This is a genomic window from Neobacillus solisequens, assembly GCF_051233465.1.
GTDB lineage: Bacteria > Bacillota > Bacilli > Bacillales > Cytobacillaceae > Neobacillus.
Genome location: NZ_JBKFGJ010000003.1, coordinates 166,670 through 182,513, shown reverse-complemented (window position 1 = coordinate 182,513; position 15,844 = coordinate 166,670). Strand labels below are relative to the sequence as shown.

Sequence of the window (15,844 nt, the reverse complement as noted above, 5' to 3'; positions counted from 1 at the left end):
GTTGCCTATTTATTTAAAGTTAAAGGATATCTCCGGGTGAGGTGGTGTATAATGTATCAAGATTTTTCTCAATATCTGCAATGGCTGCAAAACTGTATACAGGCCCATGAGGCCCGAATTGCCTCACTTGAGAAAACAGTTCAAGGTTTACAGAATGAAATGAAACAGCTAAACGAGAAAAAAATGATTCATGTTGACCGGATTGAATATAAATTCGACCAACTTAAGGTAGAAACTTTGGAAGGAACATTAACAATAGGGTTAAATCCAAATGATTTATCTGGAATTGAAGACTTTGCCATACAAAATCAGGCCATAAACTCTCCATTATCCCCGCAAGCACAAATGCAGCGATCAATGAAAATTGAGGATGCCATTTATCAATATTTAGATAAAGAATTGCCGCAGATCATTGAAAATGAACAAAAAAACTTGAACCTTCCACCTAATGACTCGATCTATTCCTTTATTAAAAACGATATAGTGAACCAGATCCCTAAAAGAATAGACCATCATTTGAAAACAACTCACCAAACGGATCGAACGATGGATGAGACCTCGATGGATGAACACATAATTGAGATAGTAAAACAAGAAATTGCCAACGGGGTGCATTTGTTTTTAAGCAATCTTCCAGAAAACATGAAGGGAATGAATCCATAATGATTTTTGAGGTCTATAACCGTGAGCTTTGTGTCGGAAACATAAAAATCACTGGGGTTGCCAGTTCCTCTATGGTGTTAATTGGAGATACAGAAACCATACAACTCGCTTCTGCATTTGATACCCCAGCAGAATCGTTAATTATTGGTCCATTTGTTCCACTGGCACCGGATGTGACACAGGGTTATGCTACAACGAATATCTAATGTCGATAACTTACATGTAATGATTGCATCATTCTCTTCCATTCTTCAGGTAGGAGACTCCTGTGTTGTTAACGGCTTTTCTAGAGCATTGGCAGTTCAACGGGAAGCTGAAATTTTTTACGGCAATGAAGGCAATTTTCCATCCTTTAATATTTCTTCCAGACATATCCCACTTCCACAAATTTATGAAAATGTCTCTACTTTACCACATCATGTTAAACCGATTATAAAAGTAAAGAACGTTAATATTATTGGGATATCGAACTCCTCTGTTGTTCATGTTGGCTCCACGAAACAGATATCTCTGGAAGCAAGAGTGAAGCATATTCGCCAGGAGCTACCTTATGGACATGAACAAGACATGGTATAGCCGCATATGTTAACATATGGCAAATACCCAGATTGTTAATGGAAAAGGATGTTACGTATGCCAGCTATTATAGGCCCCGTTCAAATTATGAATGTTACCGGAGGAATTGTACAATTTGGCGATACCCTCTATATTTCCCCAAAATCAGGCTCCAAGACATCCGGAGGTGCAGGCGGTTTTAATACAGGTGGTGTGGTTGTCACCAACAATGGCATAAGCGGCACCAATGTACTTGACTCGAAATTAGTGGATCAACCGATCGTGGGTAACAATTAAAAAATGACATAAACCTTGTGGGGTCTATGTCATTTTTTTATTGTTATTCTATTTCTAAAACATGAGCTCCATCAAAGAAAAATAAATACTTTTTTGCAACCTTATTTTTCCATATTTTCTCAATTGCTCTTGCATATAAATCAATCTGAACTTTATACCGTTCCTCAAGAATAGGTTTTGCTTGTTCGAAACCACCTCTAAATCGATCGGTAATTCCATCAGATTTATAGTCAATTAAAACAAGGCCTTGTTCATCCTCCAAAATGCAATCGATGATCCCTTGAATAAAGACAGATTCACTAGGACCTTCCCAATCAGGATAAACATCCTCAGCTTGCAATGAAAGGGTGAATGGAACTTCCCGGTGAACAGCTGCTGCCTGAAAATACCTTTGCCCTAATGACGTTTGAAAAAATTGTGCAATTAAGGATGCATCTAGGACCTGGGACTGCTCCTGAGTTAATAATTCATGATTGACCATCCATCTTAGCTGCTCTTCAATTGACGAAATCGTAACTGGCATCGTCAAATCAACATGCTGCATGACCATATGCATGGCAGTTCCCCGTTCAGCAGGACTCAAGGATTTTTCCTGCATAAATTTCGGCCGTTTTAACATTGATTTTTTACCATGCCGCACTAAATCTGTTCCACTTTGTTCATCAACTATTTCTGCATAGCGTTTGATTTCTGAAACGGATTGCTTAGAACGGCGAGAAGATGCACTTTGAAAAGAATACTCCCAAGAAAGCCTTGATTCAATTTCTTCAGCATTTTGAGAAATAGTAGGAATCATTTTCCCTTGTTTAACCATTTCCAGTACATCATCTTCTTCAGCATTTTTCTCCTGATCCTGTACCTTCATTTTGTCAGCAGTAACGATCGATAGCTTCCATGATGACGGATGATGGGTAATTTCTTCCGGGACCAACACACTTGGATCTTTACCATCCCGTAGTACTAGGCAGTCCTGATGGCGAATTAAAGCAGGACCTATCCAATCCAAATAACTCATCGCCCCAGCACGTTCATAGTCCTTCAATAACCATTCACAATGATCAACTGAATCATTCCATTGCTCCACGTTTCTGGAGACATCCTTTAGTGTAGCCGTCATGTAAAGCTTTTCTTTTGCTCGGGTCATAGCCACATAAAGCACACGCATTTCTTCTGCGAGCATTTCCATTTTCTTTTTTCGCTTAAAGGCAATTTGCGGTAGGGAAGGATACGTAATCCGCTTTTGCACGTTTACATATTTCGCAGCAAACCCAAATTCTTTATCAAGCATAAAAGATTTGCGGATATCAGTCATATTGAAGTTTCTTGCCATCCCAGCCATAAACACGACTGGGAATTCGAGTCCCTTACTACTGTGGATCGTCATGATTCGAACAACATCCTCTTGTTCACCAAGTGCTCTTGCTGCCCCCAGATCGTCTCCCCTATCTCTCATTCTTTCGATGAATCTTAAAAACCGGAATAATCCTCTGAAGGAGGTTTGTTCATATTGTCTTGCCCGATCATATAATGCCCTTAGGTTTGCCTGACGCTGCTTTCCTCCTGGCAATCCACCGACAAAATCATAAAACTGGGTATCTCGATACAACTGCCAAATAAGCTCAGATAAGGCTCCTTGCCGTGCTATCGTTCGCCATTGATTTAGATGATCATAGAAACGGCGGATTTTATCGTAAAACATCGCAGCCTCATCGGGCTGTTTTCGGCAAATCGAAGACACTGCCTCCCAAAACGAACCACGCTTATGATGAATCCGAATCCTCGCCAATTCTTCCTCATTCAGCCCTACAATCGGTGATCGTAATACAGAAGCTAATGGAATGTCCTGGAAAGGATTATCAATTACCTTTAATAGAGACAGCATAATTGCCACCTCAGTAGCCTCAAAATACCCAGTCGACAGATCCGCATAAATTGGGATACCTTGCTGCTTAAACTCTTCCATAATTTGAGGTGCCCAAGTCATGGAACGAAGCAATATAACAATATCACGATATTTAATCGGACGACTTGATTTTGTTTTTGTATTAAAAATTGGAGCTTGTGCCTCCACCAACTCTTTTATTTTTGCAGCCATTACTCTTGCTTCAAGCTGAGACTGTTCAAGGTCTGTCTTATCGAATTCAGGGCTGTCTGTCTCAGTTTCTGAACCGGATTCTTTGTCCGCTTCATTTTTTTCATCATTTTGATCAATTAACAGCAGTTCAACTGGAAATGGCTCATCCTCTGGGTAAGGGGCCCCATTTCTTAGTTCTGCGGCCTCATCGTATTCAATCTCCCCTACCCTTACTCCCATCATTTGCTTAAACAAATAATTGGTTGCATCGAGAACTTCTTTTCGACTGCGAAAGTTGCGGGCCAAATCAATTCTAAGCCCGGCCGATGCCCCATCTGGTTGAAATCGATTGTATTTTGTCAAAAATAGATTAGGTTCAGCCAAGCGAAACCGGTAAATCGATTGTTTCACGTCACCAACCATGAATAAATTACCTTGCTCTTCTTCTTCCTGAGCCACCAGTTTCAAAATAGTCTCCTGCACCATATTCGTATCCTGATACTCATCCACAAAAACCTCTTTAAAATGCCTGCGGAAAGCTAGAGCTGCATCTGAAGGCAAAAATATCTTTCCCTCAGAAATGTCTCCCGTTAATATTTTAAGACAATAATGTTCCAAATCAGCATAATCAACAAGACCTTTTTCTTGTTTTGCTAACGTAAATCGTCTGGAAAATTCCTTTACGAGATAAACGAGTGTCTCAATTAATGGGAGCATGTCCCTCATATCCCTTAAAAAACTTTCCGGTTTTCTTGAAAAAAGCTCATCCTTAAGTTCTTGTAATTTTTTCTTTGCCTTGTCTCGAAGCTTTTGAGCTTTATCTGTTAAGTCTTTATCATACGTGTCACCTTTCACAGGTTTCGCTCTTGTAAAAGACCACGTCTGCATCGCTTCATATAGAGTGTTCCAAGAATCCTGCTTAGCCTGAATCAGGGTATCAATAACATGAAGGTCATCTAAAAAGTTCTCCGCTCTTGGTGCTGGACCACCAGGAAGTTTGGTTAGTTCAAGGCCACGTTGGATCATCTCTTTAGCCGCCTCAAGTTGAAGTTCAATATCAAAGAGCAAGGCTTGAATAAATGGCAACTCCTCCATTTTTTTTACATCATCCACCTGATACATGGACACAATAGACTGCAAATATTGCTCGGGAAGCGGATTTGCCTGGGCAAAATCATAGATGCTGCGGACAATATCTATTAAACCTGCATCACTCCGGTCATTGGTAAAAGAATCTACCAGATTAAAAAATCCATCATTGTTCTCTTTCCCGTATTCCTCTTCAAACAGGCCATCCACTACTTCGTCTCTCATTAATTGCGCCTCGGTCTCATCGGCAATGCGAAATCCTGGATCAATATCGATTAAATAATAATACCTTCGGATCACTTCCATACAGAAAGAATGAAGCGTAGAAATAGATGCCTTATTTAATAGACTTAATTGCTTACGCAAATGCCGAGATCCCGGATTTTCATCAATGGATTTTTCTAACGCTTCACCGATACGATGGCGCATTTCTGCTGCAGAGGCATTGGTAAACGTCACCACTAACAGTTCATCAACATTTATTGGATTCTCTTCTGCGAGAATTTTCCGGATAATTCTTTCTACAAGAACAGCTGTTTTTCCAGAGCCTGCTGCTGCGGCAACAAGGATATCCCTTCCCCCGGCAATAATCGCCTTCCATTGATCATCTGTCCATGTGACATCTACCGGTTTAGGGGCGATTATAAGTTTACTCATCTTCTTGGATCTCCTTTCTGATCAGTTCCAAGACATTTTCCTTCGAATAGGGTGTGAGAACCCGAAAACGATTTTGTTCAATCGATTCATCAAATTGGCAAACAGATTTATAGGAACAAAAAGTACAAGGTGTTTTATCTTTTAATTTATACGGAGCAATATCAATTTTTCCCTCTGTAATAGCGTCACCTGTTTTATGATAGATACTGCGGACATATTGTTTTAACGACTCAAATTCTTGTAAATTGGCAACCTTTGATTTCTTCGACAGCTGCCCATCCTTTTTTATACCTGCAGCAATAATATGAGAATCCCCTGAATCAAGAGATTGGTCCATCAGTCGAATCACTTCTGGGTCACTAAGCATTAAACCATTCATTTTAAATTTTTTCATGATTTCTTTCTCAATCTCATCCAACGACAGCAGTTTAGTTGACTGAATAAAAGGATTGTGTACATGAAAATAAAGTACACCAGCCGGACTCGCTTTCATTTCTACCAGTTCATTTGAATGTGTAACAACAATATCTAGGTACGTCAGCATTTGTAAGGCAAGTCCATAATATACTTCGGTTAAATTGACGTCTTTTTCACTTGATTTATAATCAATGACACGTAAGAAAGTGCTCTGATCTTCAGCTTTTGCCTGGTCAACCCTGTCAATCCTCCCCGCCAATTCCATTCGCTTTCCATTTCTCAAGGAAAAAGTTAACGGCGGCAGCTGTCCCTTTGAACCAAAACTTAACTCTAATCCTATCGGAGAAAAACCGCTCACCTTGGCATGCTCACTTAAGACAAGGGAAGCCCGGGTTATGATTTGCTCCAATTTCCTTTTAATGTAATGATGGCGTTCTGAACTTAACAGAATTTCATTTTGCAATTTAGGTGCGATTGTCTTCACTGCTTCTTTTGAAAGGACTTCACATTGCTGTTTCGATAAATTTGCCCAAGACAATTTTTGCTCATTAATAATATCCGATATTTGTTTCAATGCGGCATGGAATAACTCCCCAATATCTGGGGCTTCTAATCGGAAAATCTGTCGCTCATACAGCTTTAAACCGTGTTGGGCAAAATGTGAAAAGGCACAGCCATTAAATAATTCCATCCTTGAAACGCTGGCCTGTATAACGTCCCCATATAATTTATCAGCGGATTCCTCCGATAGTTGAACCGCTTGATTCGTATAATAAAGACTTGAAAAGACCTTTTGAGCCATTTCTTTCCTATTACTTTTTAGATAGAAATTATAAACATCCCACCAAAAATCAAATACAGGGTAATTCCGTTTTTTTAATTGTAATTGTGCATTCAAATAGGAAATGGTAGTCGTAAAGTTGGAAATAAAGTCAAGCTGCTGTTCAGCCGGTAGCTCGGCTGGGTCGGTCACATAATATTGCTCATTTACATTAGGGTACATATCTTTGATTCTTTTAATATAAGATGACGGTATTAAGGCTTTCCCTTCTTCATTAGCAAGTGGGTAACTGATGTACATCCATTCTGACGCTGCCGTAAACGCCTTATAGGCCAAGAAATGTTCATCTAGTAAACGTGTCTTACTTCCCGGAGCCACATGAATTCCGGCAGTTATTAGCCACTCCCTGTCATCATCAGCAAGAATCCCTTCATCGGAAAATTTTGCCGGCAGAACTCCTTCGTTAACCCCTACCACAAACACTACTTTCATCTCATTTAATCTTGATTTCTCCAAATCTCCAACAAGCACCTGGTCAAGCGCTGGGGGAATTAGAGAAAAATTCAATGATTCAAAACCAGCTTCTAAAATGGCAGCAAACGTTTTTAGATTAACTTGTTCATCCCCTAATATCTCTACATATTGATCAAGGAGGTCGACTACGGCATTCCAAACCTGTTCATGTTCGCGTGCCCTAATAAGATTGCCAACCTCTTCGGCCGCCGTTTTCCAGGCTTCCAGTTTCACTGGTACATCTAATTCTTCCAAAAATAAATAGACAGCCTCACATAATTTACGACCAGTGTCCGCTTTTTTCATACGTCTTGAGAGCCTCAAGATTGGTGCCGTAATCATCAGCTTTAATTCATTTAATTCTTGTTCAAACGCCTTTTCCACATCTGTTTGAATACCTGAATCCAATTCAAGTCCCCTGATACGTCGATAACTCCATCGCTCCTTGCTTGTCCATCGGTTCCCTTTAATTCCATAGGCAAGACAATAGTTTTCGAGTTTGTCCATCTTCTCACGCATTTTATCCGCGGTTGCTTGTAGTGGATACATCAATTCCGTTTTAATCATCCTAAATACTGGTTCATAGCGCCAATAGGAATTTAATACTTCCAGAGAGGAACGAATGAGTTCAATTAATGGATGATTTAACATCGTCCGTTTCTGATCGATAAAATAAGGAATTTGATAATCATAAAAAACAGGTTCGACAATTTCATGATAGTCTCCACCATTTCTGATTAATAAAGCTATATCCCTGTAACGGTATCCATGTTTACTTACCAACTTCCGAATTTCTCTCGCAATCCCCTCGATCTCAGCTCTGCGATTTGCCGCTTGATTCAACTGTATTCGAGTCTCACCCGGGTATGGGACAGCAGGACGTGAATCAAAAAATTTTTCCAGATGAGCTAATGAAGAATGATTCCATTTTTTCTGTTCATTCAACATAACCGGTTCCTCTATATAAATCCCTTCTGCATCAGCCAGTTCAAAAATAGAATAAGTGACCTCTTTAGCAGAACGGAATAAATCAAGCTCATCAGGTACCGTATTAATAGATAATGTATCAGTTGTCATGGCAATGGAAACTCGTTTGCATCTTTTCATTAATTCAAGGATGATCTGATATTCCTGAGGGGAAAAACTGTAGAAGCCATCAATATAAATTTCGGCATCACGCAAATAACTTGATGAGGAAATTTTTTCAGAAAGTAGCCGAAAATAATCTTCTGAATCAATATACTTACCAAATATCTCCTCTTCGAAGCGTTGATAAATGACTTCTAAATCCTTTAGTTTATCAAGCAAAACTTGGGTAGAGGAATCCCCTGTTTCACAAGATTGCCTCGCCCTTGTTACTAATTCCTCGGGGACAATACAATATCGTTTAAATTCTATAATCATTTGCTCCAATTGCTGAACAAATCCATTTTTATCAGCAGCCCGTTGAAAAAGGGTTAATTGTTCTTTTTTTTCATCGATGATTTTCCGAATTAACATACTCATACCGACGCTGCTTAAATGCATGCGGCTGATCCCCCCGGTTTCTTGGAGAATTCTCCAAGCCAAGCGTGAAAAGCTATATACCTGTGCCCGAATCATGCCCCCAATTGCAGGATCCGTAACCAGTCGATATTCCGACATAAATGTCATCTGCTCAGGAACAATATAAATAATCGGGGCTCCATTCGGTTTTTCTACAAGCCGTTGTTCAATTTCACGCAAGAACCCTGAGGTTTTTCCGCTGCCCGTACGTCCGATTACCATTCTTAATGACATATGTTAATACGCCTTCCCTTCGTAAACTCTGTATTTTCCATTCTACCATATTTATGAGCACAAATGTTTGGAGCTTGGACCATAGGTTGGCACCAAAAATGGAAATGCTGACTAAAAAAGGAACAAAAAAAAACGAGCGTCTGAATGTTCCAGACCTCGTTTTTTTTAGTCCCTTATTATTACAAATGGACCTTATTCCGGATGAATTTTTGAAAGTTTGGCGTTTGGCAGAGATGAAGATACCTTTTCTTTTTTATGATAAAAAAGAAAATAGGAGCCTATTATCATGACTGTAAGAATGGAAGTTAGGAAGAATTGTGAACGCATAGAACCTATAAAAGCTTGTGCCGAATAGATTGTGATCAAAACGAGGATCGTGGCATAGGTTAAATAAGGGAATAGCCACATTTTTACTTTTAAAGAACCGGGATTTTCCTTCTCTGCCTTTATGCGCATTCGTACATGAGAAATAGCAATAAAAACATACATAATCAAAGTAACTCCACCGGAACTATCTGCTAAAAATACAAATAATGTATTTGGTGAGATGAATTTAAATAAAGTAAATACATAAGTAAATACGACACAAATAAATAATGCCCAAATAGGTACTCCTCTTTTGGTAACAATCGTGGTAAACTTTGGAGCATCCCCTTTTAATCCAAGTGAGTACAGCATCCGCGAACCCGTATATAATCCTGAGTTTAAAACGGAAAGCATGGAAATAAAAATAATAATATTCATGATTTGCCCCGCTGCCGGAAGTCCTGCCATATCAAAGACACTGGCAAATGGCGTTTCAAGTAACTTTTTTGCCCCCTGTGGGATGACCATTACCAATATTAAAACAGAACCAATAAAGAATAGCATGAGACGCCAAACGACAGAATTGATGGCTCGAATGATATTCTTTTCCGGATTGGTTGACTCACCAGCTGCTATTGCTGCTACCTCGCTTCCGGAAATGGAGAAGGTAATAAAAATGACCCCAAGCAGGACAGGAGTAAATCCATGTGGGAAAAAGTCTGCTCCTGCCATCATCTCTGATAACCCCTGCGCTTTCACCCCTGGAACAAGCCCCATAATAATAGCAGCACCCAGGCCTAAGAAAATAACAATAGCCGCTACTTTAATAAAAGCTAGCCAATATTCAAATTCACCGTATACCTTTACTGAAAAGGCATTAGATATTGCCATGATAATCGGAAAACACACACTGGCTAACCAAATCGGTATGGATGGTACCCAATTATGCAGCATTGTTCCCAGCAATACTGTCTCGATTGTAACGATGATTGTCCAATTAAACCAATAAAGCCAGCCAATTGTAAAACCGGCCCAAGGACCAACTGCTTGATGGGCATATGTTGAAAACGACCCGCTATCAGGGTTAACGACTGCCATCTCTCCAAGCATCCTCATAATTAAAACAACCATTAAACAGGCAATTATGTAGGATACAATGGCACCTGGACCCGATGAATTAATCATTGTCCCACTACCAACAAATAGTCCGGCTCCAATAACCCCACCGATTGAAATCATTGTTACATGCCTTGTTTTTAGGCTATGTTGAAGCCCTCCATGTGGATTCTCCATATTACATCCCCTTTTTGTTTGTTAAATTTTTGGCTATGTTAAAGAATACTGTTGATTTTAAACCCTGTTGATTGGAGCGGAAGGCACGAAGACTTCTCGAAAATGCTAACGCATTTCCTTCGTGCGTGGGCCAAATCCATGAAGAAAATCAATGTCCCGTGGGAGTACGGTTCTTGAGAGACCCCGCAGGCGCAAGCGCCGAGGAGGCTCGCCGAAACGCCCACGAACCGCACGTGCCTGGAGCGGAAATCAACATACAAGTTGAACAGAGCCAAATTTTAAAAACACCCCTAACAAAAGCGCTTTCAAAATGGAATAGAAGCATTTTCGAATTAAATAATAAAGCAAGAATCATGCCAAAATTACAAACCTTTTATTTAAGCTTTTTACTATGAAAATATTTAAAAATAATTTATTTATGAATCAAAATGACTATTTTTTGATTTATTTATTGATTATTGAGTCAATTCTGAATTATATTTTACACATAACTAATAAATAATAAGGGGGGACCCTATGTCTATTGAAGAAATGATTCTACATAAAATAATCGAAACTTCTAATAACAACATAACGATTACCGATGGCAACGGGATTATTTTATACACAAATAACACACATTGGGCGGTTTATGAGGGTGAGACACAATCCTACATTGGAAAATCCATATATGACCTTGAAGAGTTGGGAATTCTTTCACCATCGATAACAGCCCTCGTACTAAAAGAAAAACAGCCCGCTCAAATTATGCAGAACACCAAAACCGGTAAAATTATTATGTCCACAGCCTTTCCTATCTTTGATGAAAAGGGCGAAATCATTCGAGTAATTAGTTATGCCATTGATCAAACAGAAATCAGACTTCTTCAGGAGCAATATGAACAATTAGAAGAAAGAGTTAAAGGCTATCAAAAACAAGTTGAAGAATTAAAGGAAAAAGAGGATCTCTTTTATCGAAGCAAAGAAATGCAGCAAATTTCCAAAACAATCAAACGAGTTGCCAATACTGACGCCACTGTTTTGTTTTTAGGAGAGTCCGGAGTCGGAAAAAGCATGTTTGCCCGAAAACTTCACACACTGAGCCATCGTGACAAAGGACCATTTATTGAGGTGAATTGCAGCACGATTCCACCAAGTTTATTTGAATCTGAAATATTTGGATATGAAGCAGGAGCTTTTACAGGCGCTCAAAAAAGTGGGAAACAAGGATTAATTGAACAGGCTCATAACGGAACCTTATTTTTGGATGAAATAGGTGAGCTTCCCTTATCGATGCAGGCAAAATTGTTAAAAGTATTGCAAGAGAAAAAGCTTATGAGAATTGGGAGTAGTAAAGAGCAACAACTTGACTTCAGACTTATTACTGCTACCAACAAAAACTTAGAGGAAATGGTTCAAAGTGGGGATTTTCGTTTAGACCTATATTACAGATTAAATGTGATTCCACTTTTAATCCCCCCTTTACGTGTTCGAAAAGAGGATATCTCCTTTTTGCTAAATCATTTTAGTAGAAAGATAAACAGGAAATATAAAACTTCCAAAAAACTGCACCAGGCTACATTTGAAATCTTACTCTCATACAAATGGCCAGGCAATGTACGTGAGTTAGAGAATTTAATTGAAAGACTCATTTTAACAACTGAAGACTCTATGATCCGTCCCTCTTCACTGCCATCTTATATGATTGGACAAGCCTCCTTTGATCATGAAAACACCTCTATCCTCGATCAATTTTTATTAGAAAGCAGCGACCTCAAGGCTTTACTGGAACGAGTGGAAAAATGGATGATGTTAAAAGCATCCAAGCAATGTAAATCAACATATGAAATGGCTAGATATCTTGGAATTAGCCAACCTTCTGTCATACGAAAGTTAAAGAAGTATAAGGAAGATTCAATAAATATCTAAAAGACCGAGCTTGAAGGCCCGGTCTTTTTCATTGTGGTTCTTTAAAGATCAAAAATTTACATCCATTTCATTTAACGGCCAGTAACGCAAGTCCACTTTTCCGACAACCTGACTGGTAGAGATAAATCCAAAGTGACGGCTATCCCAGCTTTCTAAGCGGTTATCCCCCATAACAAATAATTTTCCCTCCGGCACAGTAGCCTCACCAGTAATTTCCTCCAAGTTAAAATCACCGGTAATTTTCACTCCGTTTGCCTTTCTTTTGTACTCGTCCAAAAATGGCTCCTTATATTTATGACCATTGATATATAATTGATCATTGCGATATTCAATTTTATCTCCTGGTAAACCAATAATCCTTTTGACAAAATCTTCATCAGCATTTGCATGAAAAACAATGACATCAAAGCGATTGAGTTCCCCAACTTGGTAGCCCAACTTATTCACTACAAGTTTATTCCCCTCCTGCAGAGTTGGCATCATTGATTCCCCTTCAACCACGTAATTAGAAAAGAAAAACGTGCGTATAAAGACAAAAATGATAATCCCGATTGCAAATGCTTTAAACCACTCAATACCTTCCCTTTTCCATTCACTTCCCATGGAATCCCCTCCGTTTTTGCATCCCTTTGCTTTTACTTATTACCCCATTATGGTCAGTTCCCATACTCTTATTCAATCTTACTTCAATTCTTTTGCCTACATACCAAAGAATAAAGATAATGGCTAATACAATCACTGTTCTATATGGCTGAAGGATTAATGAGCGAATATCATAGCCAATAAAGCTGATGGTAAAAATCATGACCATTTTACCGATGCAAACGGCCAGCATATATTGGGCCTTGCTAAGTTTCGATAGACCTGCAACAATATTAACCACCGCTGAAGGTGTGAAAGGAAAACAGATCATTAAAAAGACTGGACCAAAGCCGTGACGTTCCACCCAATCCATCAATTTACGGACTTTTGGGTGTCTGGGTAAGAAACCTAACAGCTTCTGTTGTCCATATTTTCGAATGATCGAAAAAACCAATAAGGCACCGATAACAGCCCCAACCCATGAATATAAAAATCCTAGCCAAAGTCCAAAGGCATTTGCATTTGCCATAACAAATATAAACAAAGGAAGAAATGGCAAAAATGCCTCTAATACGATGAATAAGATTCCCGGAATTGGCCCCAGTGCCCGATATTGCTGGATTAGTTCCATAATATTGTGTAGTGTAAACCATGCTTTAATTGTTTCAAAATCCATCCGTTTTCTCCTTATTTCTCTTTATAAATTCTATTCTAGTCGATAGATAAGGATTATTTTGTAATAAATTGGTGAAGGGCTTCTTTATTTTTTTCAAGGTCAATATCCAATATAGAGCCTTCCCCGCTAATCCTTGGCTCAGTAAAGCTATTATCAATAGGGATACGCAATGTTTCGACATTACCTCGTTTATCGGAAAAAAAATCTTTCCCCATAAATAGAATATCGGAGGTTTTCATATTTGTATTCACATAAGGAGATACTACTCCAATTAATTTTGGAAGCTTTGCAATTGTCGTGAATGCGCCTAACTGGTCTCCAATAGCCTTGACAGCCTTTTGCTGGCGTTGGACCCTGCCAAAATCTCCAATAGCATCATGGCGAAATCTTACATAACTCAGCATTTGTTTTCCGTTTAATCTTTGCAGCCCCGGCTCCAGCGGTGTTTCAACATAGGCTGACATCTTCTTTTCTACATCTATTTCTACCCCATTTGGAAATGCCTCGTCAATTAATTGTACAAATCCTTGAAAATCCACAATGGCATAATACTGAAGGTCAATATCAAAATTTCGTTTAATGGTTTGTCTCATCAATTCAGGACCCCCACGGGCAAAAGCGGAATTGATCTTATGCTTACCATAACCTGGTATCAAGACGTAGCAATCCCTCATAATGGAAGTTAATTTAAATGTTCCTTTATCCTCGTTATAGTGTGCAATCATAATCGTATCTGCGCGAGATTTTTCATCACCGCGAGCATCACTTCCCAACAGTAATACATTTGTATCACCATATTGATCTTTCTTTCCTTCGAATGTGTACTCTTGTTGGTGTTGCCCTTTCCCATCTTGATTGATTTGTTTTAAGGACTTGTTAACCCCTTGCTGATATTGAAAATACGAATAAGCAACTCCTGCAGCGATTAATAATAAGAATACCAGGAAAAAGGCTGCCCATTTTCCCCTTTTTTTCTTGCGGTGCCGATCAGCTCTCATTTTCATCACCTATTAACATCCGTGTATTTTGGTTCCAAAAGATAAGACTGTATTTTAATTTTTTTCGTTTCTTCTTTCATTTATTTTCCCCTAGGATATATCCTTCTATTAATAAAAACTTTCTCACGAAATGAGACTAATTGGCAAATAAAAAAGCTCGGGAGGTAGCCGAGCTTTTAGTCACAGTTGAAACTCTTCATTGTTTTTAGTAAAATAAGAACATAAGTTCTGTCTTTAGAAAGGTGCGAGGAACTATGACCAGAATTCCAGATCAGGATCGGGATATCATGGAGAAGGCCATTTATTACCCTATGGTCTTAACTGTCTTAAACCGGGACCTGGAAGTAGTCAATAAAAGTCCTTTTAAGTTAAAAAAGCCATATTTGGAATTAATCGAAGAAACGATGAAGGAAATTCAGAAGGAATTAGCCCAAGTCAAACAATACATGAAAAAGAATAAACTGAAGGTACTTGAAACTAATCGAGACGAAGCCTTTACTATGTATATGTTTATTTATAAAGGCTATGAAGAAAACCATAATTACTTTAATCCACGGATTCGCAATAAGGTTCAAGAATTAATGGAGACCTATTTATTAAAAAAACATTTGCCCCAATAAAGTGAACAGAGGGTTATTCGATGTATTCAAGAGCACCCTCAGATGCTTTAAATAAATTTTGTTGGTTTGTTACGTATAACAGCTTTTTATTTCCCTCAATTCTTTGTAAAAGCTTGGTTTTTAAATAGGATGTTCTAAGCATTTGTCCTTCAATGGTACTAATGGGAACTGGAAATTGGAAGGATTGTTCGTTTCGAAACGTGATGAATGTTTGGTTAGGGGCTATACGCTCAAATTTTTCTATATGCTCGTGTGAGAACCAAATACAATCAGGATGGTTAGGAGAAGAAGTGGGAAAAAAGAAAAGGCGGTTGGTTGGTTCAATTGTTATAGGGATTTTCCGATTATAGCCAATTAGCTGTCGCGTGCCCTTTTTCCTGCTTTCATAATCCACGCCAAAATATTCACAGCTTCTTTTGATAATCTCCAATGGCTTAAATGGAGCTAAGAATTCGGAGTCTGTTTCCACAATCCTAGTAAAGATTTTACTCCCGTATTTCATTGGTGCCAAATACATGGTGGATGAATGTACCTCATACTCTTTAATTTGTTGCTTCAAATTATTCACTCCTATTTTTATGAATTTACATAACATTTTAACATTTCTAACATTTGATTCCTCCAGTTTCACAAAAT

General features: G+C 38.7%; 14 protein-coding genes. 7 read left to right on the top strand and 7 right to left on the bottom strand.

The features are described from left to right. Nucleotides 1-51: 51 nt before the first annotated feature. The 4 genes from gerPC to ACI3K6_RS05055 are packed head-to-tail and all read left to right on the top strand — an operon-like array spanning nucleotide 52 to nucleotide 1,515. Nucleotides 52-663, top strand: coding sequence for a spore germination protein GerPC (gerPC, locus tag ACI3K6_RS05070; RefSeq protein WP_435553990.1), 612 nt, complete (start codon nucleotides 52-54; stop codon nucleotides 661-663). After that, nucleotides 663-869, top strand: coding sequence for a spore gernimation protein GerPD (locus ACI3K6_RS05065; RefSeq protein WP_335477530.1), 207 nt, complete (start codon nucleotides 663-665; stop codon nucleotides 867-869). Before gerPC ends, ACI3K6_RS05065 begins: the two co-directional genes overlap by 1 nt. Then, nucleotides 850-1,239, top strand: coding sequence for a spore germination protein GerPE (locus tag ACI3K6_RS05060; protein ID WP_435553989.1), 390 nt, complete (start codon nucleotides 850-852; stop codon nucleotides 1,237-1,239). Before ACI3K6_RS05065 ends, ACI3K6_RS05060 begins: the two co-directional genes overlap by 20 nt. Nucleotides 1,240-1,296: 57 nt before the next feature. Then, the gene (locus tag ACI3K6_RS05055; RefSeq protein WP_335477534.1) at nucleotides 1,297-1,515 is read left to right on the top strand and encodes a spore germination protein; all 219 of its coding nucleotides are present in this window, start codon (nucleotides 1,297-1,299) and stop codon (nucleotides 1,513-1,515) included. 43 nt (nucleotides 1,516-1,558) lie between these two features. On the opposite strand, the gene addA is transcribed toward ACI3K6_RS05055, so the two are convergent. From addA to ACI3K6_RS05040, 3 genes are all read right to left on the bottom strand, one after another. After that, the gene (gene addA, locus ACI3K6_RS05050; RefSeq protein WP_435553988.1) at nucleotides 1,559-5,335 is read right to left on the bottom strand and encodes a helicase-exonuclease AddAB subunit AddA; all 3,777 of its coding nucleotides are present in this window, start codon (nucleotides 5,333-5,335) and stop codon (nucleotides 1,559-1,561) included. After that, on the bottom strand, nucleotides 5,328-8,825 hold the full coding sequence (gene addB / locus ACI3K6_RS05045; protein WP_435553987.1) for a helicase-exonuclease AddAB subunit AddB: 3,498 nt from the start codon (nucleotides 8,823-8,825) through the stop codon (nucleotides 5,328-5,330). Before addB ends, addA begins: the two co-directional genes overlap by 8 nt. Nucleotides 8,826-9,017: 192 nt before the next feature. After that, the gene (locus ACI3K6_RS05040) at nucleotides 9,018-10,424 is read right to left on the bottom strand and encodes an amino acid permease (RefSeq protein WP_435553986.1); all 1,407 of its coding nucleotides are present in this window, start codon (nucleotides 10,422-10,424) and stop codon (nucleotides 9,018-9,020) included. 173 nt (nucleotides 10,425-10,597) lie between these two features. Here ACI3K6_RS05040 and ACI3K6_RS05035 point away from each other — a divergent pair, with 173 nt between their 5' ends. Beyond that, the gene (locus tag ACI3K6_RS05035; RefSeq protein ID WP_435553985.1) at nucleotides 10,598-10,819 is read left to right on the top strand and encodes a hypothetical protein; all 222 of its coding nucleotides are present in this window, start codon (nucleotides 10,598-10,600) and stop codon (nucleotides 10,817-10,819) included. A 121-nt stretch (nucleotides 10,820-10,940) separates the two neighbouring features. Beyond that, on the top strand, nucleotides 10,941-12,332 hold the full coding sequence (locus ACI3K6_RS05030) for a sigma-54 interaction domain-containing protein (protein ID WP_435553984.1): 1,392 nt from the start codon (nucleotides 10,941-10,943) through the stop codon (nucleotides 12,330-12,332). Between the two features lie 48 nt (nucleotides 12,333-12,380). Here the strand turns inward: ACI3K6_RS05030 and lepB are convergent, their stop codons facing one another. The 3 genes from lepB to ACI3K6_RS05015 are packed head-to-tail and all read right to left on the bottom strand — an operon-like array spanning nucleotide 12,381 to nucleotide 14,588. Continuing rightward, nucleotides 12,381-12,935, bottom strand: a complete 555-nt coding sequence (gene lepB, locus ACI3K6_RS05025) for a signal peptidase I (protein WP_335477691.1) — start codon at nucleotides 12,933-12,935, stop codon at nucleotides 12,381-12,383. Further along, nucleotides 12,925-13,590, bottom strand: coding sequence for a TVP38/TMEM64 family protein (locus ACI3K6_RS05020; RefSeq protein WP_335477689.1), 666 nt, complete (start codon nucleotides 13,588-13,590; stop codon nucleotides 12,925-12,927). Before ACI3K6_RS05020 ends, lepB begins: the two co-directional genes overlap by 11 nt. Before the next feature lie 53 nt (nucleotides 13,591-13,643). Further along, a complete protein-coding gene (locus tag ACI3K6_RS05015) occupies nucleotides 13,644-14,588 on the bottom strand; it encodes an LCP family protein (protein ID WP_335477687.1) in 945 nt (314 codons plus the stop codon). 254 nt (nucleotides 14,589-14,842) lie between these two features. Here ACI3K6_RS05015 and ACI3K6_RS05010 point away from each other — a divergent pair, with 254 nt between their 5' ends. Continuing rightward, nucleotides 14,843-15,208: a YhjD family protein gene (locus tag ACI3K6_RS05010; RefSeq protein WP_435553983.1), complete on the top strand. Its 366-nt coding sequence runs from the start codon at nucleotides 14,843-14,845 to the stop codon at nucleotides 15,206-15,208. 13 nt (nucleotides 15,209-15,221) lie between these two features. Here ACI3K6_RS05010 and ACI3K6_RS05005 read toward each other — a convergent pair whose 3' ends face one another. Beyond that, on the bottom strand, nucleotides 15,222-15,776 hold the full coding sequence (locus tag ACI3K6_RS05005) for a competence protein ComK (RefSeq protein WP_335477695.1): 555 nt from the start codon (nucleotides 15,774-15,776) through the stop codon (nucleotides 15,222-15,224). Between the last annotated feature and the right edge of the window lie 68 nt (nucleotides 15,777-15,844).